Here is a 25,521-nt window from a genome sequence, read left to right on the forward strand (position 1 = left end):
TCCTAACTCATGTTGCTAGCAATTTTACTAAATGCATCCCATAGAGTTTTAATAAATCCTGAACCTGCTCCCGAACTATCTACATCACCAAACACTAGAGCAAGTCCTACAGCCAATGCCACACCAATCACACCATATTCAATCGCAGTAACACCGCGTTCATCTTTAATAAAACGAGTCAAAAAAGTTTTAAACATGTTCATGTTCCTTATTAAATCATCATGTTAGGGAAACCCCAGAAGTCTTGTTCAGCATAAATCGAGCAAGAACAACACCAAAGAGAGACCAAATCTCCATCGCAAGTAAAAGAAACAAATTATCAACATTCGCATAAACATTAAAAAACAACAAGTATGTGATAGACATCTAAAAATTGATAGGCATCACAATCTAACTCTTTATCAACAAAGCTTAACCTAACTCTGATAATTAAATTTTTGGGACATTAATCTTGATGTAGTGATGTGTAATCAACATGTAAATTTTCATGATGAAATAATATACATTTTCAGGTGATTTATTATGCAGGTTGAAAAGCGATGAGAATGCTACTGTAAAGTGAAGAAAGTGCCGCAATAAAGCCACTATCCTGATTGCCCATAATCAGAGCAAGTGCACCAGCGAGGGCGACTCCCATCATTCCATATTCGATGGCAGTTACACCTTTTTGGTCTACTAGGAATCTTTTAAATAACTCGAACATTAATTAACAATAAAAGTGAGTGTTGATTTATTTTAAAAAATAAAAATGACTAAAACAAAATTTTCAAAATAAGCATTGCTTCTTTATAAGGTTAAATACCGTTACAATTAACTGTTAATATAAATGAGTGACTTACCAAATAGCCATTAGTTTTTATCTTCTTTTTAAATACTGATGCCAATTAACACTCAATTGCTGATAGTTTTCTTCACACACCTCTTTTTGCTCAGCAAGATAATCGCCTTCAATCTCATTTAATAGATCTGCGTACTCTTTAGGATCACTGCCATAAACTAAACAAAGTGTGGCAAAATAACGCTGTAAATCAAAGCTGTGATCACCAATATACTCACCAAAATCATAATACCCACTCCCCTCTTCAGATTCATAGCTAAACATATCCGCCGCATTAATAGCTGCTTGTGCGCCTTCCTCTAAATACTCAAGCATGATAATAGTCGCAAGGTTATCAACTGCATCTTCTTCACGTCCAAGAATAGGAATGTCAACATCAACAACAAGAGCGTGTCCGGCTTCATGTAATAAGGTATGCATCAAAGTATCTAACACGCCTTGATTAACTTCATCAGCTGACCTGTTTTGAGAAAAGTAATGCTGCGCTTCAAGGATAAAGCTATAAGGGATAAATAAAGTATGAATGCTGGGATCATACAGCGGGCCTTCATCACCACCATAAACTAGCGTCATAGCATTATTAAAAGGAAACACCTCTTCCACCAATGCAGAAAATTGTTGGTTAATGCCACTCTCTACAACCAACTGGTAAGCCGCTTGCTCATCCTTCCCCTTTGGCGATTGATACTTAAGCTCAACCAACTCACTCGCCAACACAGATGACGTAATAAAAAGTAATCCAAGCAATGCTTTCCTTAGCATATTAACCTCTTGATTTGATAGATAAGTTAAGTGTAGTTGAATATCGATTAGCGAAATGATTACAGCCATATACCTGCGTTCTATTGGCTAATCACTATTTAGTCTGAATGTGTCCATTATATCACCGCCAATAAGACACTTAGCGCATAACGCGTTAACAAAAAAATATCGTTTAGATTCAACACCTTGCTTAAACTGTGACGAAGGCATCATTTCTTTGTTTTGTATTATTTTATGGTAAGAAAATATTACAACCTAGAGGGATCATAATGTTCAACTGTAAATTAAAAGCACTTACTCTCATTCTTGGCTTATCTTGCTCTGCATTGGCATCAGCGGCGTTAAATCCACAAAAGCCACCATCAGAAAATTTTGATTTATCAAAATGGATGTTGAACGTACCTATGGAAGATACTAAGCCTGAGCGTAAAGGTCTGGTGATGGAAGTCTCTGTGCAGCAGTTAAATAAAGGCTACACGCAATCAAATTGGTTTTATACGGACAAGAAAACCGGCGCTATGGTTTTTGTTGCGCCAAACAAAGCGATGACGACGCCTAATTCAAAAAATGCACGTTCTGAATTACACGCCATGCTAGATCCAACCGAAGGCATTAACGAATTTAAACCTAGTGCCAACTTTGTGCTTTCAAGTCATGACAATGCACAAAACTATGGCGCAGTGGGCGGAAAACTGAGTGCCGTTCTTTCTGTTGACCATGTCAGTACCAGTGGCGATCACCGTAACAACGATTCATTTAGTGTTGTAATTGGTCAGATTCATTCAAAAGATAACGAACCACTGAAAATTTTCTATCGTAAATTACCGGATCAAGAGTACGGTTCGGTTTATTGGAATTACGAAAACAATGCGACGGGTGTAAATAAATCAAAACGTCTTGATATATCACATGATGTGTTCGGCAAATCAAAAATTCGTTACGGTCAACCAACACCAACTGATGGCATTAAACTAGGCGAGAAATTTGCTTATAGCATTGATGTAGTGGGTGAAGAAATGCACCTAGTGTTTACTAAAAATCTAGATTCCGCTAAACCGATTAAAAAAACATTTGTCATGAATATTGCGAAAGGCCACTACCTTGGCAACACTTATGACGAAGGTTATGCGCAATCTGTATTGCATTTCAAAGCAGGTGTATATAATCAATGTAATGTGGGCCCTGTTGGTTGTAAAAATAACGGCATAGCTGCAGGCGACTACGCGCAAGCTAGCTTTTATAAACTGGACTTAGAACAGTAATAAATACTTAGCCAATGTATGCTCTGCCCTGTTATGACTAAATTGTAGTGACAATAATCGGACAGAGCATGCATTTTTATATACTGCAATTGAACTGCTAGAATTGGATTTGAGTATTAAAGCTAACCTAAGCAGGAAATCATCCCAAAAGCACCCTACCGAAGAAACGATAGAATCTAAGCTATTGAATTTTAAGACAAGTATATATGAAGTGGCGTCCCCTACAGGATTCGAACCTGTGTCTAAGACTTAGGAGGTCCTTGTTCTATCCAGCTGAACTAAGGGGACGTGGGCTGTATTTTTATCATAGCTTACTGTAGGCGACAATCCTTTAGTAAACAGTTGCGTTATTTTTATTCTAAAAATACGCAACTCCATTCATTAAACACTCCATTTTATCCAAACTGTGATTTGTCACACCTGTTAATTTTAATAATTAAGTGAAGTAGCAACAAATAGTCAATGATTGTGCTGTACAGGGAGTGACTTCCTGTTTCATAATCACGACCTCTCATGGGTTCACCTAACTTTTCAGGACATCGAATGGATACTATATCTGCTGCGGTCATGCTTTTTCTTATCATGGACCCTATGGGTAACTTGCCTATTTTTAGCTCTTTATTAAAACACGTTGATAAAAAACGACGTCGTATTGTTTTAATTCGTGAGTTGGTGATTGCTTTATTAGTGATGCTGTTGTTCCTGTTTGCAGGTGACAATATTTTGACCTTCTTAAGTTTAAATAAAGAAGCGGTCTCTATTTCTGGCGCTATCATTTTATTTTTAATCAGTTTGAAAATGATCTTTCCTCCAGAAGGCGGGCTTGGCGCAAGTTTAGGTGCGGGTGAAGAGCCTCTTATCGTGCCTTTGGCCATTCCTTTGATGGCTGGCCCTTCTATTATTGCGACTTTAATTTTACTGGCGCATAAAGATCCAACTCGTATGTTTGATTGGTCATTGGCTTTGGTTGCAGCTTGGCTAGCTTCTGCGGTAATTCTTATGTTCTCTGAATTGTTTGAACGTATTGTCGGTGAGAAAGGCCTGCAAGCGGTAGAACGTTTAATGGGGATGTTGCTGCTAATGATTGCGGTACAAATGTTCTTAAATGGCATCGAAAGCTATCTGCACTAATGGTTAGCGCTTGGCTCATTAAGCCCTACTAAAAACTGATTATTGCCAAACATGTAAAACTATTTTGTTTGTTTCGTGCTTTATCACACTCAGTAGGGCTGATAGTCTGAACTCAGTTTCCAGATACCGTTAAGGGTTCTCTATGAGTTCAGCACTATTTCAACCTATCCAACTTGGCAACCTTACCTTAAAAAATCGTATTGTTATGCCTCCTATGACTCGCTCTAGAGCCTCACAACCGGGCGATGTGGCCAATGATATGATGGCAACCTATTACGCTCAGCGAGCGCAAGCAGGGCTTATTATCTCTGAAGGTACGCAAATCTCGCCTATGGGCAAAGGCTATGCTTGGACTCCGGGTATTTATAGTCCTGAACAGATCGCTGGTTGGAAGAAAGTGACGGATGCAGTGCACGCACAAGGCGGCGCTATGTTTGCTCAGCTTTGGCATGTAGGTCGTGTTACTCACCCTGACAACATCGGTGGCGAGCAACCTGTTTCTTCTTCTGCCATCAAAGCGGAAAACGTCAAAGTATTCATCGACAACGGCACTGATGAGCCGGGTTTTGTTGATGTGGTTGAACCTCGTGAAATGACCACCAGCGACATTAAAGCGGTAGTTAAAGAGTTCCATCAAGCGGCATTAAACGCTCTTGAAGCTGGCTTTGATGGCGTTGAATTGCACGCAGCAAATGGCTACCTTATCAATCAGTTCATTGATTCAGAATCCAATAACCGCACAGATGAATACGGTGGCAGCCTTGAAAATCGTCTACGTTTTCTTGATGAAGTAGTGGCAACTCTTGTTGATGCTATTGGCGCTGAGCGCGTTGGTGTGCGTCTTGCGCCGCTAACAACTCTAAACGGCACCGTGGATGCGAACCCTGAGCATACTTACACAGAAGCGGCAAAACTGCTCGACTCACACAATATCACTTATCTGCATATTGCAGAAGTTGACTGGGATGATGCTCCTGACACGCCAAAAGAATTTAAAATTGCGCTACGTAAAGCGTTTAAAAATACTCTAATTTATGCTGGCCGTTATAAAGCTGAAAGTGGCGAAACTGCCATTGCAGAGGGTCTAGCCGATATGATTGGTTTTGGTCGACCATTTATTGCTAACCCTGATCTTCCGCAACGCATCAAAGCTGGCGCGCAGTGGGCACAGCACGACCCAAATACTCTGTTTGGCGGTGATGAGAAAGGCTTAACGGACTACCCGACTCTTAGCGAGTAACGCCCTCACAGCGATAAAAACACAACAGCCTCTTACACTTGCACAGTGTAAGAGGCTGTTTTATTTAGCTAACAGTGTTAAGTCAATTAAAGCTGATTAAGCACATTCACCAATAGTTGCAGACGTGGCGCAATGGTGTCGATCAACAGGTACTCTTTAGCAGAATGAAGCCCAGCGCCTGATGGTCCAAAACCGTCTAATGTAGGGATGCCCATGTTCGCAGTGAAGTTACCGTCTGATCCACCGCCGGCATTTTCCCATGCATACACTAAGTTTAATTTATCGGCCTCAGCGCTAACCAAAGCAATCAGCACTTCCGTTGCATCGGTTGGAATCATCGCAGGCTTAAAGCCTAGACGCTTCACTTCTACGCTTGCACCCTCTTCAAAAGGTGATTGTGCCATTTGCTCTAGCTTGTTATGAATCGCTTGCGCTTCTTCGTTGTTCCAAAAACGCAAATCGACAATAGCTTGCGCAAAGTCAGGCACCACATTAACCGCAACTCCACCTTTGATGGTGCCTACGTTCATGGTTGTACCCGTTTCAAGGTTGACCATATCTTTGATCGCCAATGACCAATGACTCAACTCATAAATCGCCGATACGCCATCTTGCAATGCAGAGCCTGCATGTGAAGCCACACCATTAAAGGTCAGCTCATATTTAGCATTCCCTTTACGAGAGCGAATCAAATTACCATTGGCGCGAGAGGCTTCACACACCAATACTTGCGTGCTTTTGACCGCTAGTGATTCCACCCAAGAACGCGAATAACGAGAGCCGATTTCCTCATCACTGTTTAATGCCACTACAATAGCGAGTTTTTGTTTTTGCTCATCAGATATCATCTGCAATGCATACCATGCACTCAAAATGCCTGACTTCATGTCCGTCACACCCGGCCCATAAATCTTTTCATCATCACGAGTTAAAGGACGCTTCGCGACTGTACCATCAGGAAAGACCGTATCCATGTGTCCACACAGCATGACGTCATAATGCTGCGCATTGGGTTTATTGGTAATTTCTAAGCACGGACCAGCATCTTTATGCACGGTATGTCTTTGTACATGAAAGCCAATGCTTTCAAACATTGGCGTTAAAACATCAGCAACCTTAGCGATGCCTTGCGGATTATGACTACCACAATCAATGTTCACCAAGCTAGATAATTGCTCGATATAGGTTTCTATATTTACAGAAGTTGTCATATTACACCTCAAAAAAGCTCCCACAGAATGAGAGCTTTTGTTAATGACTGAGTTTGCTTATTAAAGCGTCATTGGAACTAGGTAAATAGTGCCGATAATTACGGTCGCTAAGCCACATAAAACAGGAACACTGGTACGTTTTACCACTTCAAACGGGCTGATTTTGCCCATCCCAGAAGTTGCAACGATAACACCAGAGACTGGTGAGATTGTGCGACCTAGGTTAGATGCTTGTAGCATTGGGATGATAAGAAACGCAGGGTTTACGCCCATTTTTGCAGCTAACGCAGGAGCAAGTTCAACAAACGCATAGAAAGGTGCGTTACCAGAACCCGTCGCAATAGCCGCCGCAACAGTTAGACCAGTTAGCAATAACATCAATGCCACAGCGCCTGCACCTGCATGGTCGGCTAGGTGAATTAAGTGATCAATAGCGCCGATAGACATTAAGCCTTGCGCAAATACGCCTGCCGCGACCAAAAGCATAACCACGCCTTTGAACGCATCCGCCATACCCGCATAACATGATTCAAGATCTTCCAAAGCTTGCTTGCCATCAAAGCGTTTAGTGACGTAGTGAACCAAAGCGCCAATAAAGATAGACAACACCACGATAGTATAAATATCCAGTGACAAGCCAGGGATAGTACGACCGTTAAAGACGAACACACCAAAGATAGGTAAGAACGGCAATAGTGCATAGAACGCTGGAGCCTCCACTTTCATCTCTGAAAGGTCGACTTTTTCCATTGGCGTATTCTCTTTTTTATCCAGATATTTATTCCAGAAGAATGCCGCAGCTGCCATCACAATAATGGCGCAAAACGAAACAGGCAATACCGTATTAAATGCAAATATATCTAAAGGCATATTCGATTTAGCCGCTGCTACAACTACGTCACCGGAAGTTGGCGATAAGATAATTGCCGCTGGTGACGCACACACGGCAACTGCCGCAGGGCGAGAGATCCCCATCGCCGTCATCATAGGGAATAAAGTGGCCATTAATAGCACACCTAATCCAGTCGCCGAGCTCACTGCCAATGACATTAAGCACGCCACAATATAAGCGGCAACTAACAAAACGTAAGGCGATTTAATGACAGAAAGAGGCTTAGAAAACTGTTTCACTACCACATTGTTGGCGCCAATATGAGTCATGTAAGAAGCAAAACCACACAACAACATAATTTGTAGACCTAAGCCACCGCCTCGGTACTGAAGCATATATTTCACAAACTCTAGAGCGTCAGTAAAAGTATTCCCAGTAGATGCAACTTTAGCCGGTAATACGGTGTGTCCTAAGAAACCGGTTATTAACAGTAGTGATATACCAGCGGTAAGCAATACACCTGCCGCACGATATCCTTTGATTATAAAATAACCAACAATAATGGTGATTATTAGTCCAATAAGCAATTCGAGCATATTAGTTAACCTTATTTACATTGAAATTATGCAAATTAAGTTACCAGAACTACTCCCTTCTAAAAGGGACTCAAATCAATTTTAGACACATTTATGGAGAATAAGATTACATTTTGTTACGTTTGTGATTTATTTATAGTTTACGCAAGGTAAACACTCATGTTATTTAATTTAATTAAAACACTACACAAACAAAATAATCACACCAAATCGACGTTTTGTATTCATTTAAATAACCCTATCAATTGTTTAATAATCTTAATGAAAATAAAAAACGGTCTAACTGCATATTAATATTCTAGTTATTTCATATTGCTTGACTGTTATTTATCCAACCCTCTATTGATTAAAACAAGCTATTTAAAACAGCCTATTCAATAACAAAAAACATCGCACCTACCTTGCCGCTTGAGATTGAGATGCAATCAGTCCTTTCTGTCTTGCGGAAACTGTGTTTATCATAGACTTCTGTCAGGGATATAAAGGGAACGGCAATGACTCAAGAACAGGATCGTCATCAACAGCGTCAACAAAAGCTCAAGCAAAAAGTGGATGAGAAAATCGCCAGTGCGGTAGAAGAAAAAGGGCTATTACTGGTCATTACAGGGAATGGCAAAGGCAAATCAACATCAGGCTTTGGTACTGTTGCGCGCGCTGTGGGTCACGGCTTTAAATGTGGTGTGGCGCAGTTTATCAAGGGAACGTGGGACAACGGCGAGCGTAACCTGTTAGAGAAGCTTGGGGTTGCTTTCCACGTTATGGCTACAGGCTTTACTTGGGAAACTCAAAACAAACAAGCCGACACCATTGCCGCGCAAGAAGTTTGGCAAGAATGCAAAAAAATGCTGCAAGACCCTAGTCTAGATGTCGTTCTATTAGATGAACTGACCTATATGGTCACCTATGACTACATCGACCTTGAAGAAGTGCTGACGGCATTTAAAGAAAGACCAAGCCACCAATCGGTTATTGTCACCGGACGCGCCGCACATCGCTCTATTATTGAACTTGCCGATACAGTTTCAGAAGTGCGTAACGTGAAACATGCTTTTGAAGCTGGGATAAAAGCACGTAAAGGTGTTGATTGGTAGGATACTAATATAGATAGAGGCCGCTCAATAGCCGCCTCTATTTTTATATTGGTTTGAGCAAAATTGCTAACACAGCGCCCAATCCACCGCCGACTGAGCATGAATTATCGTCGTATCAAATAAAGGTACATCGGTATCGTCGCTATTGATCAGTAGACCAATTTCAGTACACCCTAAAATGACCCCCTGCGCGCCCTTACGCTTTAAATCCGCAATAATATCGGCAAAAACTTGTCGAGACTCAGGCAAAATTTTACCTTGGCATAATTCATCATAAATAATGCGGTGTACATCGGCTCGTTGGCTCTGCGTAGGTATGGATACCGAAATACCTTGCTCAATCAACCTCTGCTTGTAGAAATCTTGCTCCATGGTAAATGCCGTACCAAGTAAAGCGACTTGCTGAATATTATTCTCTTGTAGCTCTTTAGCCGTCGCGTCAGCAATATGCAGCACAGGAATAGACACTACCTGCTCTATCTCTGGGGCGACTTTATGCATGGTATTTGTGCAAATGACAATCGCCTCAGCACCGGCGGCTTGTAAAGAGAGCGCCGCTCGCGACAATATCTTAGCTGCGGCATCCCAATCACCTTGACGTTGCAATTCTTCTATCTGCGCAAAGTTGACACTAAACAACACCAACTTTGCTGAGTTGAGCCCACCCAAACGCTGTTTTACCTGAGTGTTAAGCAGTTGGTAATAGGTTTGAGTTGACTCCCAACTCATCCCACCAATTAATCCTAACGTTCTCATGCTGGCCTCACTTAGAATAATTTTTTCAGCAATGAATCTGCCATTTTCTTGGTTTCATCGTTATCGGCGTTGTCACCAAACAGTTTTTTCAAACCACGTTCGGCTTCTTTTTTTGCCTTTTCTTCCAACTTTTTCTTATTACGTTCAAGCTCTTGTTTTTGTAACGCGGCTAAATCTAGGCTCACTTTAGGATCGGTCCAACTACCTTGTAAACGCAAAGGAATCGTTATATCAGCAAGATCATCAATGCCGCCACCGCCTTGCCCTTCTAATGAACCGACAATGGACGTTTTAGACAAGATATCCATGGTTTCATTGAGATAGTTAGCGTTACCCGTAGCCTTAATTCGCAACAATGGCGATGCCACCGCCACATTCGATAATGTCGCCACACCTTTATTTAACTTAACCGAGGCATCCATTGAGCTAAAGTCGGTTTTCTTAGGTTCAGTATCAGCGGGTACTTTTTCGCCTTTAAATTTTGCATAGTTAGTACGAATGATTTGTGCAACGTTAATGCCGTTGATCGCCCCATCGGCAAACTTCACTTTCACCGTGCCCGCTAAGTGTTTTTTCAGCTCATCCGCAATTAAACTTTTACCGCTAAGGTCGAGATCAATATTGCCAGTTCCTTCAAGGGTATTGTTATCCGCCACATCCACCAGCAATGGGCCTACCTTGACGTTTTTAACCGCTGCATCAATGTCGTAACTGGCAACCGCCTGCTTAGCATTAACCACAGCTTTAGCTTGAATACTGCCTTGATAAAGATTGGCTTTTAACGAGCGTAAGTTAAATACACCCTCTTTAATTGCAATATCAGCAAAAGCATTCTGCAATTTGGCATTGCTAGCTTGTAGCTTGTCGATACGAATACTGCCGGCCACATCGACCGTTTTTAATACCGACAAATCAGGTTCACTGGCAACGGTTGCTGCCTCGTTTGCTGATTCTGATGATGGCGCTGCGGCCGCTTTACTATCAGCTGTATCATCGGTTGCCGAGCCTGTCCACTCGTCCACATTAATCTCAGGGCTGTGCAGTTTAAAGCGCACTTTAGGGATAGCGGTCAGCTCAACACTGGTTGTTCCGTCAAATTGCAATTGGTTAAACGCCAGTTTTTTCCATAATAGCGATAATTTGTTCTTAATCAGATCGAATTCAACATCCGATTCAACCGCCACTACAATCGGGTTTTGAGGCAGTGCATCACCGGCTACTTTACCTTTCACCGTCAGAGCATCTACGTTGACTTTTTCAATGTTTCTATCAACCAGCAGATTCCCCATCACCATTAAATTGGCATCTAAATCTGATGCGCGCCCTTTAACGCCTACTTGGAAAGCGCCAACCTCACCTAATCTAAATGAGGAGACACCCACCTTAATCGACGCTAAATTAATATCTTTACCTTTTAACGGCGTACCGAGAGCAAAACTCTTAATGACAAAAGTAGATAAGTCGCTTTGTAGCAACACTTTGGTGGTGCTGGTGATATCAAACTCATTACCCGATGCCTGACCTTCGGCCAGTAGTGAAATATCAGACCAAGTATCGAGTTTAAATTGATCTACGTTGAGCTTGAAACTGGCCACGTTTAAATCAGGTTGTGAGAAATTGCCGTTAACCTCAATATCTTTCACTTGGTAATCAACAAAATCGGCATCCGTTTTGGCATTCGCTTTACCTGATACTGAGAATTGCTGTTGGTTATTTACCCCTGAAAAACTAAAGCTAATTGGCGTCCATTGCCCAAACTTAAAGCTTGCCACTTTTAAGTTCACATTTTCTAGCTTGGTATAGAGGTTGCTTCGTTGGTCTTTAATTTCTAGAAGTGCGTCTTTAATGTTAACGCCTTTCACTGAGATAGCCCAAGAGTTTGCAATATTGTCGGCTGCCTGATTAGAAGAGGTTTGTTGCGAAGAATTTTCAGTGACAGCGTCTTGTGAGAGAGTAGATTCAGGAGATGGTTCAACAGAAGAGGATTCAGCAGAGTTGGAGCTTGCCGTTAGCGCATCTAAGTTGCTGCTACCATCGGCGAGGGTTTCGATATAGATGTGGGCCCCACTTAACGTCACATTCCCCACTTGTAACTCTTTGCTAAGTAAAGGAAGAACCGAAATATCTAGCCCTACCTCGTCAACCTTAACCATGTTTTGCGAACTAAAGCCTTCCGGATTACTTAATGTTGTTTTTCCTAGGGAGAAACCAATAGAAGGAAAGAATTGCCAACCAATGTCCCCTTCAATCACCAAATCGAGGTTGGTTTGTTTCTTGGCTTGGTCAACAAGCATAGGTTTAAACTGATTTGGGTCGACAAACACCAATAATGCTATGACCGCTAACACAACCAAAATAATGGGCGTGATAATAAATAGTGAAAACTTCTTCATCTTCTCTTCCCTGTAACCTGATTTTTCTAAGCATTGTCCGGCTGCGTAAACGCTAAACACAAAAAATGGCACGCCTGTGCCATTTAATTCTTAACCATAATTTGGCGCTTGTATGTAGGCAGCCATAATAAATTTTCAAACCTAACAGCTAACGACTAAATTACTAAGATTTCAGTAATTTAGCAATATGCGCTTTTAACACGTCAATCGCAATTCGGTTTTTACCACCGCGAGGGACAATAATGTCCGCATACTGCTTAGAGGGTTCAATAAATTGCAAAAACATAGGTCGCACTGTTTTTTGGTATTGGGCAAGCACAGAATCCATAGTACGACCGCGCTCTTCTACATCACGCTTCACGCGGCGTAGCAGACAAATGTCTAACGGGGTATCCATAAAGATACTGGCATGCATAAGATCGCGCAGTCGCTGATCGGTAAGCAATAAAATACCTTCTAGAATAATGACCTTTTTCGGGTTCATTGTTTTAGTGGTACTAGTACGAGTATGCTCAGTGTAACTGTACTCTGGTACTTCCACTGCGTTGCCTTGCGCAAGCTGGCTTAAATGTTCACACAATAAATCATGATCTAAAGCCTGTGGATGGTCGTAGTTGGTTTTTACACGCTCTTCCATGCTCAAATGACTTTGATCTTTGTAGTATCTGTCTTCCGTGATAACACCGATTTGATCTGGGCCTACCTTAGCACGCAGTTCGTTATATATAGTACTTGCAATCAGGCTCTTACCCGATGCGGATGCACCAGCGATACCGATGATGACACATTGATTATTTTCAGACATTAACTGATCCTAGCAAAACAGATATTAAACTGACCAAATTATAGGGATTGATAAACTTCGATACCAGAAATAAGCTCACAATCCCTAAAGGTTGAATATATTTTGCGCAATATGCATCAAATATCGCACAGGATAACCACATTTATTTTACTTCAACAAAACTAATTCGCTCAGCTTGCGGCTTTCCATGCCAAAACAGTCGGCTAACGACTTGCTCGGCTAAGTCAAAATACGCTTGTGCTTGTGCAGAAGAATCAGCATTTACCACTGACGGAGTGCCCAAATCAATATCACGGCGGATATTGGCATGCAAAGGCAGTTGCGCTAATACTGAAATGCCTTTATCTGCGGCCAATTTCACCGCCCCACCACTGCCAAAAATATCTTCATGAGAGCCACAATTTCTACAAATGTGATAGCTCATGTTTTCGATAATACCCAGCACCCCAACATCGGCTTTCTCAAACATCGCAATGCCTTTAATGGCATCGGCCAATGCTAAGTCTTGCGGAGTTGTGACCACCAAAGCGCTCGTTAATGGAATATCTTGCGATAGCGTCAGTTGTAAATCGCCCGTGCCCGGTGGCATATCAATGATCAAGTAATCTAGCTCAGGCCACTGAGTCTCTTTTAATAGTTGCATCAAGGCTTTTGACGCCATAGGGCCGCGCCATACCGCCGCGTCATCACTAGAAATCAAATAACCGATGGATTGGGTGTAAACGCCATGCGCTTGCAGCGGCTTCATCCACTTGTTGTCGACTACTTCTAAAGACTGTCCTTTAGTACCAAACATCAACGGAATGGAAGGGCCGTACACATCAGCATCTAATACCCCAACCGTAGCGCCTTCTTTGGCGATGGCTAATGCCAAATTAGCGGTTGTGGTCGATTTACCCACCCCGCCTTTTGCCGATGTCACTGCGATAATATTTTTAATCGAGGTTAAGGTGCTTGGCACTTTGCTTTGTAAAGGACGTACTCTTGCCGAGACGTAAAAAGTAAACTCTTCCCAGCCTTGCGGCGCATCGTTGTCTGATATCCATTGCCCGACGGCTTTGGTTAACGAATCCACTAAAAAAGGGATCTCTACATCAATGGTTTTTTCTGTATTACCTACCGTCACCACACCTTGAGTGGCAGCCCATTCGCTGGCCAAAAGTGGATGTTGAAACTGATTTAACCAAGAGTAAAGTGTCTGTTTGTTGTTCTTCATCAATACGTCCTTTCTACATATATGCATTACATACTAGCTTGATTACGAGCTTCATTTAACCTGTTATTGCTCGTCGGCTAGAAATAAATTCCAAACAAGCACTAAAAACTGGCGCAAAAAGGGGCTTATTCAATGCTTGCTCGATAAACAAGAAACGATTTATCAGCGAGATCCTTTTCGTTACCGCTAGCTTACGGTAATATTAGCGGCTAGAAATTTATCCTATCTGCGAAAAGTTAAGTATGACTACTGAATTAAGAAAAATGCTCGTCACTTGTGCACTACCCTATGCCAATGGTTCTATCCATTTAGGTCATATGCTAGAGCACATCCAAGCTGATATCTGGGTGCGTTACCAACGCCTACGCGGTAACACAGTAAACTTTGTTTGTGCTGATGATGCCCACGGTACGCCAATCATGCTTAAATCTCAGCAGATGGGAATTACACCAGAAGAAATGATTGCTGGTGTCAGTGAAGAACACCAAAAAGATTTTGCCGGTTTTGACATTAGCTTTGATAACTATCACAGCACCCACAGTGAAGAAAACCGCGAACTGGCTTCAAGCATCTACCTAGAACTGAAAAAGAATGGCTTTATTTCTAGCCGCACTATTTCTCAGTTGTTTGATCCTGAAAAAGAAATGTTCTTGCCAGATCGCTTTGTAAAAGGCACTTGCCCGAAATGTAAATCAGAAGACCAATACGGTGATAACTGCGATAACTGTGGGGAAACTTACAGCCCAACAGAGCTTATCAACCCTAAATCTGCGGTTTCTGGTGCGACTCCGGTAATGAAAGATTCTGAGCACTTCTTCTTTGACTTGCCACAACTTGAAAGCATGCTAAAAGAGTGGACTCGCTCTGGTTCGCTGCAAAGTGAAACGGCCAACAAGATGCAAGAATGGTTTGAATCTGGGCTGCAACAATGGGATATCTCTCGTGATGCTCCTTACTTTGGTTTTGAAATCCCTGGCGAGAAAAACAAATTCTTCTACGTGTGGCTAGATGCACCTGTAGGTTACATGGCGTCGTTCAAAAACCTATGTGGCAAACGTGACGACCTTGACTTTGATGAATACTGGAAAAAAGACAGCACTACTGAGCTTTATCACTTCATCGGTAAAGATATCGTGTACTTCCACAGCCTATTCTGGCCTGCAATGCTTGAAGGCGCGGGTTACCGTAAGCCTAACAACATTTTTGTACACGGCTATGTCACTGTTAATGGCGCGAAAATGTCTAAATCAAAAGGCACGTTCATCAAGGCCAGCACTTATCTAAATCACCTAGACCCAGAATGTCTACGCTACTACTACGCCGCGAAACTCAACAGCCGTATTGATGATCTTGATTTAAACCTTGAAGACTTCACTCAGCGCGTAAACTCTGACGTAGTAAACAAAATTGTTAACCTTGCCTCTCGTAACGCAGGTTTCATTACTAAGCGTTTTGCCGGTCAACTCTCTACAGAATTTGCAGAGCCTGCTCTATATCAAGAGTTTGCAGATGCCGCCGAACGTATTGCTGAGCTTTACGAAACTCGTGAATTTAGCCGCGCGATTCGTGAAATCACCGCTCTTGCCGATAAAGCAAACCAATACGTTGATGAGAAAGCCCCTTGGGTTGTGGCAAAACAAGAAGGTCAAGATCAAGCACTACAAGACATCTGTTCGGTTGGTATTAACTTGTTCCGCGTACTGATGACTTACTTGAAACCAGTGATGCCTGAGTTAGCAGAGCGCACCGAAGCCTTCTTAAACCAAGAATTGACTTGGGATGGCGTAGCAACTCCATTGACCAACCATGAAATCAGCAAGTTCAAAGCACTGTTTAATCGCGTTGACCCGAAAAAAGTTGAAGCTATGGTAGAAGCGTCAAAAGAAGATGCAGCGGCCGAAGCAGCAGCGAAGGAAAAAGCCGAGCAAGCGAAAACTGAAACTGAGCTAAGCAAAGAGCCAATTGCTGACGAAATCGAATTTGATGATTTTGCGAAAGTCGATTTGCGTATCGCGAAGATTGTTGAGTGTGAATCTGTGCCAAAAGCAAATAAATTACTAAGACTGGTATTGGACTTAGGGGGCGAAACTCGTCAGGTATTTGCTGGCATTAAATCGGCTTATAACCCTGAAGATTTGATTGGTAAACATACCGTAATGGTTGCCAACCTTAAACCTCGTAAAATGAAGTTTGGTATGTCGGAAGGCATGGTGTTAGCGGCAGGCCCTGGCGGTAAAGATCTTTGGATTTTAGAGCCACACGAAGGCGCACAACCTGGTATGCGCGTAATGTAATCCATTATTGCTACTGAATATAAAAATACCGGCTTTCAATGAGCCGGTATTTTTTTATCTCTTTATTTTCCAATTAGTCTATTTATCACTAACCTTCAATAAGCTTCATCAACAATACCCCATCATACAGAGCCTGCTTAACCAAAGCAGCGCCCGGCATCGTAGCATTTTTAATAAATCGACTCGGTGAAATCTCCAAATCTTTACGATAGATAGGTAACGTTTGTTCCTCTAAGCAACTTTGTATCTGTGGGATAATAATGCCCTTAGACACATTAATATCCCCCCCAATGAGTACTCTTTCAGGGTTAAACATATTCACCACAAGTGAGACCGCGTAACCTAAGTGCTTACCTAAATTTTGAATGATGTTAAGTGCAATAGGATCACCCTGATTGGCGGCCATACAGATATTGATCACCGACAGTGACTCTAAGTTTAAGCAGGTCTCTTCCCCTGATTCTATCGCTTCAGTGGCTTGGCGAATAAGCGCACTAGAGCTAACCAGTGTTTCTAAACAGCCACGATTGCCACAATGACAAAGATGGCCATTGGGATCGATTTGTAAGTGCCCAAGCTCACCCACATTCCCTAATCGGCCTTGTAGCACCTGATCTTCTAAAATAATACCTGCGCCAATACCATTATGTACTGAGATAAGCACAGAGTTTTTATTTTGCTGTGAGTTACCAAATAACTTTTCAGCCAGCGCCCAAGCACGAGTGTCATTGGCAATAAAGACAGGTAAGCCCGTCGCTTTATAAATAGCAGGGCCTAATTCTAGGTATTTCACATCATAATGAGGCATTTGCAAAACCAGACCACTTTCAGAATGGACAAGCCCTGGCAAAGTAATCGCTAGGCTGGTTATACGCTCAAGGATATCGGATTTTTCTTCAAAGAATTGATAAATCTCTTTGAGTAGACGCGCTAGCACGGCATCTTGATCGCGCTCTTCTATATCAATGTATTTTTCAGAGATGATTTCGCCACTGAGTTCATGCAGTGCAATAGTTAAGTAGCCACGCCCAAGTCTGAGAGACAAAAACTGCCAACCTTCATTATTGGTCTGTAGGCCCACCGCTGGACGACCTCGGCTAGTCGCTTCTTGTACCACGGTTTCGTGAATCAAATGTGCTTCAATCAATTCACGAGAAATCTTAGTGATACTTGCTGGAGCAAGACCACTCAACTTAGAGAGATCAATTCGAGAAATAGGACCAAACTGATCAATCAGCTGATACACCTTACCGGCGTTTATCTGTTTAATATGATCAATGTGACTTGGTTGTGCGGTATACATGAGAGTCTCCCTAATCTAGAGACTCTATTATTTTACAGGGTGAAGTAAATGTGAAGTGTTGTGTATATATGTCGTGAGGCGCCTCACTTATTTGTAATCAATTATTACTAAAAAGGCTCAGATTTTTCCTTGCAGTGCATTGCCAATAGGTTTTGATACTCACTCACAAAACGATAGCCCGCATTTAATCCTTGTTGATAATCAAACAATAACTCATCGGGGTTGCTCATCAATGATGAACTTCGTAACGGTTGATCAGGAATAATTTGTAAGACAAAACAATCTTCGGGAGGTGCCGCGATAAACTCCTGAGTCAACGCATAGGTTTGATAATGCACCATGATCATATCCGCAAGCCCGGCATCAAGGCGGTTCCCTAATAAGTGCGATAACCGATACACATTATCGGCCCCAAACAGCCAACGACCACCATTGAGCAAATCTAAATGTTGTTTCGTTATATCGGTGCGATTTTGCAGTAATCGCTCCTCAATAAACTCATCAACACTTTTTTTACCTTTGTCTATCTGCTCACTCCAAAAACTTTGGATATGATCTATAGGGCTCTTATACCACACCGCTTTGTCAATGGGCTCTAGCGGTTCGTCACTTACGGTAGGTTCTGGATATTCGGTGCGTATCACTATGATGGTTCTTGCTTCCCTTCTCCAAGCCTCTTGTACAGGGATAGAGGCCGATACTCCGCCATCAACAAATGCCTTGCCCGATATTTCAATGGGCCTTGAGACCAAGTTGGGAATTGCGCAGGTGGCTCTGATGACATCAAACCAATTATTGCCCAATAACGGTAAGTAATGATCTTGAAAGTTATCGGCTCGCGTGACCGCCGCGTACGCCCCTCGGTCTTTTAGGACACTGAGTCCCATATCAATATCCAGTTTATAAGGAGCAGAACAAATTTGGTTCAGTGCCCAATCAAGGCCGATATAGTGCTTTTGCCGGATAAAACTGAATAAATTGAAGAAACGATCATCAGTCGTAAGATCAAGTAGAAATGACTTTCCTAAGCCAGGTTGTCGGCATAGATAGGCGCAAAGATTAAGAGCGCCTGCTGACGTGCCATAAAACTCATCAAAAGGGTCGAAATTAGAATACAGAAATGCATCTAATACGCCTGCGGTAAATACACTTCTTTGTCCTCCGCCCTGCGCTACTAGCGCACTCTTCCCTCCTATATATTGGGCTAACAATTCAGGATTATATGCTGTGCCGCTACTCCAAATTAAGCCACTGTTGGACATCCAATTAGCACCTGCTAATGATCAGCTAAAAATTGCCACTAAGCCATAGGCAAGTAGTAAGGCAAGGCTGGTTACAACCACCACTAGGGTAAACTTCAATTCCGTATTCATTAGTCACCTTTTTATCTATTGATACGCATCTGTTATTGGCAGTAAAATCCCGATGCTACATTTAGTATTAGCACCCGAACATACCTTGCTCAAGACTTTGCGAAAACCCGTGCAGAATTATGTAGTTACTGTCACAATTACTCTACAATAATGGTAAGCCATATTTTCTCTTCTATAGAAGTAGTAGCAGATTGAGCCACGATGCCTCTAGATCGACAAGGACGACACACCATGAATAAAAAATGCCTATCCCTATTAATAGTAGCGTGCAGTTACTCGGCCGCATCCCAAGCGGACATTTATATCACTCCGATGGTTGGCTATGGTATGGGAGGATCGTTAGATTCTGATAGCGATGAAAGTTTTGATATCGACAGAAACGTCAACTACAACCTTGCTATTGAAACCAATGTGGACAAAGGTCGACTGGGTCTACTGTATTCTGAGCAGCAATCGAGCATAGATAAACTGGACGTAGACACGACGTTACGTTATTTGCATTTTCAAAGTGCGGTCTACTATCCTGTCGATAATTGGAACTCGTACCTAGGTTTAGGCTTGGGTGGTACACAAATTGATATTCAAGGCGCGGATACGGAATACAAGTTCTCTTTGGGTGTCTACGGCGGAGTAGAATACAAGATAACCAAGTACTTTGCTCTGCAAGGGCAACTGCGTTACATGGGGACGCTGGTCGATAGCGAGTCTTTGACACTTTGTGATTCCAGCGCCTCAGGAAGCAACTGTAAAGTGGCTTTCTCGGGTAATTGGATGAATCAACTGCAAGCCAATGTAGGCTTCACAATTAGCTTCTAGCTCTATATATGCACAAAAAAAGCATATAAAATCACCATAAAATGTTAAGAGCCGAAAGATTACTGGTTTTTCGCTCTTAACCGTTCAATTAGTTATTTCAACTACTCAAGCAACCAAAAACACATTAATTGGGTGAATATTTACAAATATTCAGTGAGATAGTTCAGAATATTTCGATTTTCCAGCAAAAATGAGATCTTCATTCTTGAAATTCCATTTTATTTTATCTTGCCAGACAGAATATCTCACGGTAATCTCCCTTTATCACTCAGAATATTCCTCTACTTTTAGAGTCTGAGTAACAAAAAACACAACATAAAACACCTATTTAACAACTAAGAATCAGAGTAAACCACTAGATAGAAAGTAAATTACAGTCTTTCGGTTTACAACTAGCACTAAAAGCAGAGAAAGAGACTCTCACTCTAAAATTAAGCTATGTCATTCTTACAAAATCGCTACAAGGAGTAGTTATGAAACGAGAACAATGGGGTTCCCGTACTGGATTTATTTTGGCCGCAGTGGGCTCAGCAATCGGTTTAGGCAATATATGGCGATTCCCATATATGGCTTATGAAAACGGCGGTGGCGCATTCTTTATCCCTTACATTTTTGCCATGCTGACAGCCGGTATTCCATTTATGATTATGGAATTCAAATTAGGTCAAAAATACCGTGGTTCTGCACCAGCAGCACTAAAAGCCGTTAACCCTAAATTTGAGTGGTTAGGGTGGTTCCAAGTCGGTATTGCGGCATGTATTGCGGTTTACTACGTAGCCGTTATTGGTTGGTCTATTTCATACCTAGGTATGTCATTCCACCAAGGTTGGGGCACAGACACCAACGCATTTTTCTTTGGCCAATATCTAAATCTAGGCGACAACTCACCGTCTAACTTAGGTTCTATCCAATGGAAAATTGCTGGCACTATGCTTCTAGCATGGGCTATTACTTACGCTGCTATCGTTGGTGGTGTTAAGTCTGGTATTGAACGTGCGGCAAAAATCATGATGCCTGTACTGTTTATCATGGTTATTGTCCTTATCATCCGCATGGTTTTCCTACCAGGCGCGTTGAACGGTGTGAACTACCTGTTTGAACCAGACTTTAGCAAAATCATGGATATGAAAGTTTGGGCTGCAGCATACGGCCAGATCTTCTTTACCCTAAGTATCGGTTTTGCCATCATGCTCGCGTACTCAAGCTACTTGCCTGAGAAATCAGATATCAACAACAACGCCTTTATGACGGTATTGATTAACTGTGGTTTCTCAATCCTAGCGGGTATCATGATCTTCTCTGTGCTTGGCTTTATGGCTCATCAGCAGGGTAAAGAACTGACTGATGTTGTTTCAGCGGGTGTCGGTCTTGCCTTTGTTACTTTGCCAGCGGCAATTAACGAACTACCAGCGCCATACATTCTTGGCCCACTGTTGTTCCTTGCGCTGACTATCGCAGGTCTAAGTTCTCATATTTCAATCATTGAAGCGGTAACATCTGCAATCATTGATAAATTTAAGGTTGGTCGTAAGAAAGCGGCAACTCTAGTCTGTGGTATCGGTGCAATTGTTTCTCTAGCATTTGCGACAAACGGCGGTTTGTTACTGCTTGATTTGGTCGATTACTTTACCAACCAAATTGGTATCGTTCTAAGCTGCTTCATTGAAGTACTGCTTATCGTCTGGGTTGTTAAAGCGGCAACGATTCGTAACTATGTTAACTCTGTATCAGATTTCAAAATTGGCATTTGGTATGACCTTTGTCTGAAAGTAGTAAGCCCTGCAATTCTAGCGATTACTCTTTTCAATACATTGAAAACCACACTAACAGATGGCTACGGCGGTTACGCACAATCTGATCTACTGATGTTAGGTTGGGGACTATTGGCTCTACTTATCGTTATCGGTGTTGCAATCAACGTACTAAGCAAGAAGGAAGCGTAATTATGACTACTAGCGCAATCATTATGATGGTTCTTGGTCTTGGGATTACTTGGGGTGGCGCAGCTATCTGTATCCGTAAGGCAATGAAGAAACAACAATAAGCATAGTTAGCTATGTATAAGAGCCGAGCCTTAGTGCTCGGCTTTTTATTACTTACTACTTATAAATGCCTGTTGTGGTCACTTATACCAATCACACTAAGTAAGTGATCAGAACTAGCGTGTTAAAAAATTAGGCAATAAAAAACCGACCCTTGAGGCCGGTTACGAGAACGAAAATTAATAATATATGCGATTCATTCTTTATCGCTAGAAACGGTATGTAACACCAATACCCGCGCCAAACTGTAATCTGGACTTTTGTTGCAATTGCCACTCTGGGTTGATATGCCCATAAGCATTCCAATTCGGTGCAAAATTCCAATCTAAGCCAAGCGGCACACGCAGACCAAAATCGTCGTTCCACTCATACCATGCACCAGCGCCTACAAACCAAGTAAAAGGAATATCGTCACTAAAGCTGCCTTTAGAAAAATGATAATCGAATGCCATGCCATCGTTCCCTACCGATAAGTTATATCGGTCTTCAAAATTGACGACAACACTCAGCCCCTGATCTAATCCCATACCTAACTTTACAGCACTGCCATTAGAAGTCGCAGCTTTAGCTGCTCCCACGTAAGTTGCTAGCCCGGTAAGCACAACAGTAACTAACGCTAACTTCCCAAGATTCACTTTAAACTCCTCACCCGTATGCAACTCAGGCTATATTACCCTGATTTTTTGCCCTTTTGTCAGTAAAAAAACATGAAATGTGTTGAAGTGCGTTTTGTAACACATTTTTTGGTTCTAGCGAACAATGGTTATTGTCTTACTTAGCACTATCTTGATGTATGAACTAACAACCGACATCAAAAAAGTCGACCGCACATTCAAAAAAAGGCTAGAGCATAATTATGCTCTAGCCTTTTTATTGAGTTAGATTAAGTGCTTATCCGTTGTTACGAATCCACTCATCCATATCCGTCTTAAGGTTATCTGACTTAGTACCAAAAATCGCTTGCACACCACCAGAAACCACGACAACACCTGCCGCACCTAACTGTTTCAGTTTGTCTTGATCAACATTCTCAGTGTCGGCAACCGCAACACGTAAACGAGTAATACATGCGTCTAGACCCGTGATATTATTTTTGCCACCGAACGCTGCAACCAGTTCACCCGCAAGCTCTGTACCAGTAATTGCTTCACCCTCTTCTTCAGTCTCGTCTTCACGACCTGGAGTTTTAAGGTCCATAGCCAGAATCACTGTACGGAATACAAAGTAATAAATAGCCGCATAACCAATACCCACAGCCACCATTAGGCCCATTTTCTGAGCATGACCAGACAACACGAGGAAATCAATCAAACCGTGTGAGAAAGACGTACCGTGAACAAAGCCAAGAGTATTTGATACGACGTATGCAGAACCCGCTAGTAGTGCATGGATACCGTACAATACTGGAGCAACAAACAAGAATGAGAATTCAATCGGCTCAGTAATACCCGTTAAGAAAGAAGTTAACGCCGCTGACAACATGATGCCCATGACTTTCGTTCTGTTCTCAGGTTTTGCACAATGTGCCATTGCAATAGCCGCTGCCGGTAAACCGAACATTTTGAACATGTAGCCACCCGCAAGCTGACCAAAACCATGACCTGCTGCGCGAGACGCATCATCTGCGACTAAGTAACACGTTAAAATTCCGTGCTGCGTTTCACCTGAGGCATTAACACAGTTACCTGCTTCGAAGAAGAACGGTACGTTCCATACATGGTGTAGGCCAAATGGAATCAAAGAACGCTCGATAACGCCGTAAATACCAAATGCTAATTGTGGGTTCTGATTGGCTGCCCAATGTGAGAACCATGAAATAGCACCGCCAATTGGAGGCCATACAAAAGAAAGAAGAATACCCAACACAATAGCCGCAAAACCAGTGATGATAGGTACAGCACGTTTACCGGCGAAGAAACCAAGATATTCAGGAAGCTGAATGCGATAAAAGCGTTTAAATGCCCATGCAGACAAAGCACCGATTAAGATACCACCAAGTACCCCAGTATTGATGGGATCACTAAGACCCAACACATCAGACATCACCTTCAACGTTGCGGCCATAATGCCGTAACCCACAATGGATGCTAGACCTGCTACACCATCGTTATTGGTAAAACCAAGTGCGACACCAACCGCAAACAACAGTGGCATTTGATCAAATACGGACCCACCCGCTTTCTCCATTAAAGAAGAAACCACAGCTGGAATAAAGCTTAAGTCGGCTGCACCCACACCAAGTAGGATACCTGCAACTGGCAGTACGGATACTGGCAGCATCAGTGATTTACCGACTTTCTGCAAACTAGCAAAAAGATTTTTAAACATGTTCATGCTCCTGATATTTATTAGTATTTTTAAGGTTTATCGACTTACCCCCGCAGTCAAAATGATAAACCTTACTCTCGAAATACAATCGAACTCGACTCTATTTTTCGTCTCTAAATATATAGATATGCCCTGTAAGTTTCTTCACCTCACAAAATACAAGTTGCTAAAAGTGGCTATGGATCACATTTGCATTGCTCTTAAAAATGTCACACAAACCAACCTAAGCCACTGAATTTATAACGAAAAACACAGACAACACTTAAAAATAATTTTGCTGCCGTGTAGATATCACTTATTTTTTAAACAGAAATTATCCTACTTCATCTCTGTGACACAGATTTTCAACACAAATAATAACTGGCAACATAATCAGTAAAAACATCTCAGAGCGGAGCACTTTTCAATCTTCAGTAGTAGTTCCAACCAAAAACTAATTTAGCGGCTCAAAAAAAGATCCGAGAAATTTTGTGTCGTTTTACTTGCGACCTCTCCTAACGAGATCCCTTTTAGCTGAGCAATATAGCTTGCCACTTCAACCACATACGCAGGCTGATTTTCACTACCTCTGTGCGGTACAGGCGCTAAATACGGAGAATCTGTCTCTATAAGCAAACGTTCAAGGGGCAGCGTTTTGACCACCTCTTTGAGCTCTGTTGCTTGGCGAAAAGTAACGATCCCCGAAATGGAAATATAAAAACCCAGCTCCATTGCGGCCTCTGCAAACGCGCGATCTTCAGTAAAACAATGAATCACGCCACCACAACGTTCTGCATGTCCATTTCTGAGTATAGACAAAGTCTCAGAACGAGCTAGTCTAGTGTGGATAATCAATGGTTTATTTACATCGACCGCCAATTCTACCTGTTGCTCGAATCGCTCAATTTGCAGAGCTTTTGTCTCGGGTTTGTAATGAAAATCCAACCCCGTTTCGCCAATCGCAACCACTTTGTCCTGCTTAGCAAAAGCGCTCAACGGTGCTAAATCAAAATCACTTTCAACATCGAGAGGATGTACGCCTGCTGATGCATGTACTTGAGGGAACGGAGCAATCAACTCCATCATCTTTGGGAAAGCCTCTAACGTTACTCCGACAGAAAGTAACTGCTTTACATTAGCTTGCTCTGCTTTGGCTACAACATCGGCCACATTGGTATGTAAGTCTTGATAGTTCAATTTATCAAGATGGCAATGGGAATCTACAAACATATAACACCTATAAAAAAACGCGC

General features: G+C 42.2%; 23 protein-coding genes and 1 tRNA gene. 8 read left to right on the plus strand and 16 right to left on the minus strand.

Going from position 1 to position 25,521, the window contains the following annotated elements:
- Positions 1-2 precede the first annotated feature (2 nt).
- From QV280_RS08380 to QV280_RS08390, 3 genes are all read right to left on the minus strand, one after another.
- The gene (locus QV280_RS08380; protein WP_152819684.1) at positions 3-197 is read right to left on the minus strand and encodes a Flp family type IVb pilin; all 195 of its coding nucleotides are present in this window, start codon (positions 195-197) and stop codon (positions 3-5) included.
- Between the two features lie 323 nt (positions 198-520).
- Entirely contained in the window at positions 521-703 is a 183-nt protein-coding gene (locus tag QV280_RS08385) for a Flp family type IVb pilin (RefSeq protein ID WP_152819683.1), read from the minus strand.
- A gap of 153 nt (positions 704-856) precedes the next feature.
- The gene (locus QV280_RS08390; RefSeq protein ID WP_152819682.1) at positions 857-1,600 is read right to left on the minus strand and encodes a DUF4344 domain-containing metallopeptidase; all 744 of its coding nucleotides are present in this window, start codon (positions 1,598-1,600) and stop codon (positions 857-859) included.
- A gap of 269 nt (positions 1,601-1,869) precedes the next feature.
- Between QV280_RS08390 and QV280_RS08395 the strand changes: the two genes are divergently transcribed.
- A complete protein-coding gene (locus tag QV280_RS08395) occupies positions 1,870-2,862 on the plus strand; it encodes a polysaccharide lyase family 7 protein (protein WP_152819681.1) in 993 nt (330 codons plus the stop codon).
- 212 nt (positions 2,863-3,074) lie between these two features.
- On the opposite strand, the gene QV280_RS08400 is transcribed toward QV280_RS08395, so the two are convergent.
- Positions 3,075-3,150 (minus strand) — tRNA-Arg (locus QV280_RS08400).
- A 255-nt stretch (positions 3,151-3,405) separates the two neighbouring features.
- Between QV280_RS08400 and QV280_RS08405 the strand changes: the two genes are divergently transcribed.
- Complete coding sequence (locus QV280_RS08405; RefSeq protein ID WP_152819680.1) at positions 3,406-3,993, plus strand: YhgN family NAAT transporter; 588 nt, start codon at positions 3,406-3,408, stop codon at positions 3,991-3,993.
- Between the two features lie 142 nt (positions 3,994-4,135).
- Positions 4,136-5,233, plus strand: a complete 1,098-nt coding sequence (locus QV280_RS08410; protein WP_152819679.1) for an alkene reductase — start codon at positions 4,136-4,138, stop codon at positions 5,231-5,233.
- A gap of 86 nt (positions 5,234-5,319) precedes the next feature.
- Here QV280_RS08410 and QV280_RS08415 read toward each other — a convergent pair whose 3' ends face one another.
- Complete coding sequence (locus QV280_RS08415; protein ID WP_152819678.1) at positions 5,320-6,444, minus strand: M20 family metallopeptidase; 1,125 nt, start codon at positions 6,442-6,444, stop codon at positions 5,320-5,322.
- A gap of 60 nt (positions 6,445-6,504) precedes the next feature.
- On the minus strand, positions 6,505-7,872 hold the full coding sequence (gene dcuC, locus QV280_RS08420; protein WP_152819677.1) for an anaerobic C4-dicarboxylate transporter DcuC: 1,368 nt from the start codon (positions 7,870-7,872) through the stop codon (positions 6,505-6,507).
- Positions 7,873-8,366: 494 nt separating this feature from the next.
- On the opposite strand from dcuC, the gene cobO reads away from it, so the two are divergent.
- Positions 8,367-8,963 (plus strand): cob(I)yrinic acid a,c-diamide adenosyltransferase, encoded by a 597-nt coding sequence (cobO, locus tag QV280_RS08425; RefSeq protein ID WP_152819676.1) that lies wholly within the window; start codon positions 8,367-8,369, stop codon positions 8,961-8,963.
- A 66-nt stretch (positions 8,964-9,029) separates the two neighbouring features.
- Here cobO and QV280_RS08430 read toward each other — a convergent pair whose 3' ends face one another.
- The 4 genes from QV280_RS08430 to apbC form a co-directional block, all read right to left on the minus strand.
- Entirely contained in the window at positions 9,030-9,719 is a 690-nt protein-coding gene (locus QV280_RS08430; RefSeq protein WP_152819675.1) for an aspartate/glutamate racemase family protein, read from the minus strand.
- A gap of 11 nt (positions 9,720-9,730) precedes the next feature.
- The gene (locus tag QV280_RS08435; protein ID WP_152819674.1) at positions 9,731-12,112 is read right to left on the minus strand and encodes an AsmA family protein; all 2,382 of its coding nucleotides are present in this window, start codon (positions 12,110-12,112) and stop codon (positions 9,731-9,733) included.
- A gap of 163 nt (positions 12,113-12,275) precedes the next feature.
- Complete coding sequence (gene udk / locus QV280_RS08440; protein WP_152819673.1) at positions 12,276-12,917, minus strand: uridine kinase; 642 nt, start codon at positions 12,915-12,917, stop codon at positions 12,276-12,278.
- A gap of 142 nt (positions 12,918-13,059) precedes the next feature.
- Positions 13,060-14,133 carry an iron-sulfur cluster carrier protein ApbC gene (gene apbC, locus QV280_RS08445; RefSeq protein WP_152819672.1) on the minus strand — a complete coding sequence of 358 codons (1,074 nt, stop codon included), beginning with the start codon at positions 14,131-14,133 and terminating at the stop codon, positions 13,060-13,062.
- Positions 14,134-14,375: 242 nt separating this feature from the next.
- On the opposite strand from apbC, the gene metG reads away from it, so the two are divergent.
- Positions 14,376-16,427, plus strand: a complete 2,052-nt coding sequence (gene metG / locus QV280_RS08450) for a methionine--tRNA ligase (protein ID WP_021712574.1) — start codon at positions 14,376-14,378, stop codon at positions 16,425-16,427.
- Between the two features lie 88 nt (positions 16,428-16,515).
- On the opposite strand, the gene mlc is transcribed toward metG, so the two are convergent.
- The 3 genes from mlc to cydH all read right to left on the minus strand — a co-directional run bounded on the left by mlc (position 16,516) and on the right by cydH (position 19,103).
- A complete protein-coding gene (gene mlc / locus QV280_RS08455) occupies positions 16,516-17,730 on the minus strand; it encodes a sugar metabolism global transcriptional regulator Mlc (protein WP_021712573.1) in 1,215 nt (404 codons plus the stop codon).
- Positions 17,731-17,837: 107 nt separating this feature from the next.
- Positions 17,838-18,992 carry a patatin-like phospholipase family protein gene (locus tag QV280_RS08460; protein ID WP_021712572.1) on the minus strand — a complete coding sequence of 385 codons (1,155 nt, stop codon included), beginning with the start codon at positions 18,990-18,992 and terminating at the stop codon, positions 17,838-17,840.
- Between the two features lie 21 nt (positions 18,993-19,013).
- On the minus strand, positions 19,014-19,103 hold the full coding sequence (gene cydH / locus QV280_RS08465; RefSeq protein WP_119005694.1) for a cytochrome bd-I oxidase subunit CydH: 90 nt from the start codon (positions 19,101-19,103) through the stop codon (positions 19,014-19,016).
- A 231-nt stretch (positions 19,104-19,334) separates the two neighbouring features.
- On the opposite strand from cydH, the gene QV280_RS08470 reads away from it, so the two are divergent.
- The 3 genes from QV280_RS08470 (at position 19,335) to QV280_RS08480 (ending at position 21,963) form a co-directional block, all read left to right on the plus strand.
- On the plus strand, positions 19,335-19,919 hold the full coding sequence (locus QV280_RS08470; protein ID WP_152819671.1) for an outer membrane beta-barrel protein: 585 nt from the start codon (positions 19,335-19,337) through the stop codon (positions 19,917-19,919).
- Positions 19,920-20,392: 473 nt separating this feature from the next.
- Positions 20,393-21,862: a sodium-dependent transporter gene (locus tag QV280_RS08475; protein ID WP_152819670.1), complete on the plus strand. Its 1,470-nt coding sequence runs from the start codon at positions 20,393-20,395 to the stop codon at positions 21,860-21,862.
- A 2-nt stretch (positions 21,863-21,864) separates the two neighbouring features.
- Entirely contained in the window at positions 21,865-21,963 is a 99-nt protein-coding gene (locus QV280_RS08480) for a MetS family NSS transporter small subunit (RefSeq protein ID WP_017027744.1), read from the plus strand.
- Positions 21,964-22,170: 207 nt separating this feature from the next.
- Here QV280_RS08480 and QV280_RS08485 read toward each other — a convergent pair whose 3' ends face one another.
- The 3 genes from QV280_RS08485 to QV280_RS08495 form a co-directional block, all read right to left on the minus strand.
- Positions 22,171-22,596, minus strand: a complete 426-nt coding sequence (locus tag QV280_RS08485; protein ID WP_021712569.1) for a hypothetical protein — start codon at positions 22,594-22,596, stop codon at positions 22,171-22,173.
- A 256-nt stretch (positions 22,597-22,852) separates the two neighbouring features.
- Positions 22,853-24,289: a PTS glucose transporter subunit IIBC gene (gene ptsG, locus QV280_RS08490; protein WP_021712568.1), complete on the minus strand. Its 1,437-nt coding sequence runs from the start codon at positions 24,287-24,289 to the stop codon at positions 22,853-22,855.
- Positions 24,290-24,727: 438 nt separating this feature from the next.
- Positions 24,728-25,498: a TatD family hydrolase gene (locus tag QV280_RS08495; protein ID WP_152819668.1), complete on the minus strand. Its 771-nt coding sequence runs from the start codon at positions 25,496-25,498 to the stop codon at positions 24,728-24,730.
- Between the last annotated feature and the right edge of the window lie 23 nt (positions 25,499-25,521).

The sequence above is a fragment of the Vibrio sp. B1Z05 genome (assembly GCF_052955985.1).

What these genes read in the sequence shown, in the direction of transcription:
- QV280_RS08380 (WP_152819684.1), bottom strand. Translation starts at nt 197, where the DNA reads ATGTTTAAAACTTTTTTGACTCGTTTTATTAAAGATGAACGCGGTGTT.
- QV280_RS08385 (WP_152819683.1), bottom strand. Translation starts at nt 703, where the DNA reads ATGTTCGAGTTATTTAAAAGATTCCTAGTAGACCAAAAAGGTGTAACT.
- QV280_RS08390 (WP_152819682.1), bottom strand. Translation starts at nt 1,600, where the DNA reads ATGCTAAGGAAAGCATTGCTTGGATTACTTTTTATTACGTCATCTGTG.
- QV280_RS08395 (WP_152819681.1), top strand. Translation starts at nt 1,870, where the DNA reads ATGTTCAACTGTAAATTAAAAGCACTTACTCTCATTCTTGGCTTATCT.
- QV280_RS08405 (WP_152819680.1), top strand. Translation starts at nt 3,406, where the DNA reads ATGGATACTATATCTGCTGCGGTCATGCTTTTTCTTATCATGGACCCT.
- QV280_RS08410 (WP_152819679.1), top strand. Translation starts at nt 4,136, where the DNA reads ATGAGTTCAGCACTATTTCAACCTATCCAACTTGGCAACCTTACCTTA.
- QV280_RS08415 (WP_152819678.1), bottom strand. Translation starts at nt 6,444, where the DNA reads ATGACAACTTCTGTAAATATAGAAACCTATATCGAGCAATTATCTAGC.
- dcuC (WP_152819677.1), bottom strand. Translation starts at nt 7,872, where the DNA reads ATGCTCGAATTGCTTATTGGACTAATAATCACCATTATTGTTGGTTAT.
- cobO (WP_152819676.1), top strand. Translation starts at nt 8,367, where the DNA reads ATGACTCAAGAACAGGATCGTCATCAACAGCGTCAACAAAAGCTCAAG.
- QV280_RS08430 (WP_152819675.1), bottom strand. Translation starts at nt 9,719, where the DNA reads ATGAGAACGTTAGGATTAATTGGTGGGATGAGTTGGGAGTCAACTCAA.
- QV280_RS08435 (WP_152819674.1), bottom strand. Translation starts at nt 12,112, where the DNA reads ATGAAGAAGTTTTCACTATTTATTATCACGCCCATTATTTTGGTTGTG.
- udk (WP_152819673.1), bottom strand. Translation starts at nt 12,917, where the DNA reads ATGTCTGAAAATAATCAATGTGTCATCATCGGTATCGCTGGTGCATCC.
- apbC (WP_152819672.1), bottom strand. Translation starts at nt 14,133, where the DNA reads ATGAAGAACAACAAACAGACACTTTACTCTTGGTTAAATCAGTTTCAA.
- metG (WP_021712574.1), top strand. Translation starts at nt 14,376, where the DNA reads ATGACTACTGAATTAAGAAAAATGCTCGTCACTTGTGCACTACCCTAT.
- mlc (WP_021712573.1), bottom strand. Translation starts at nt 17,730, where the DNA reads ATGTATACCGCACAACCAAGTCACATTGATCATATTAAACAGATAAAC.
- QV280_RS08460 (WP_021712572.1), bottom strand. Translation starts at nt 18,992, where the DNA reads ATGTCCAACAGTGGCTTAATTTGGAGTAGCGGCACAGCATATAATCCT.
- cydH (WP_119005694.1), bottom strand. Translation starts at nt 19,103, where the DNA reads ATGAATACGGAATTGAAGTTTACCCTAGTGGTGGTTGTAACCAGCCTT.
- QV280_RS08470 (WP_152819671.1), top strand. Translation starts at nt 19,335, where the DNA reads ATGAATAAAAAATGCCTATCCCTATTAATAGTAGCGTGCAGTTACTCG.
- QV280_RS08475 (WP_152819670.1), top strand. Translation starts at nt 20,393, where the DNA reads ATGAAACGAGAACAATGGGGTTCCCGTACTGGATTTATTTTGGCCGCA.
- QV280_RS08480 (WP_017027744.1), top strand. Translation starts at nt 21,865, where the DNA reads ATGACTACTAGCGCAATCATTATGATGGTTCTTGGTCTTGGGATTACT.
- ptsG (WP_021712568.1), bottom strand. Translation starts at nt 24,289, where the DNA reads ATGTTTAAAAATCTTTTTGCTAGTTTGCAGAAAGTCGGTAAATCACTG.
- QV280_RS08495 (WP_152819668.1), bottom strand. Translation starts at nt 25,498, where the DNA reads ATGTTTGTAGATTCCCATTGCCATCTTGATAAATTGAACTATCAAGAC.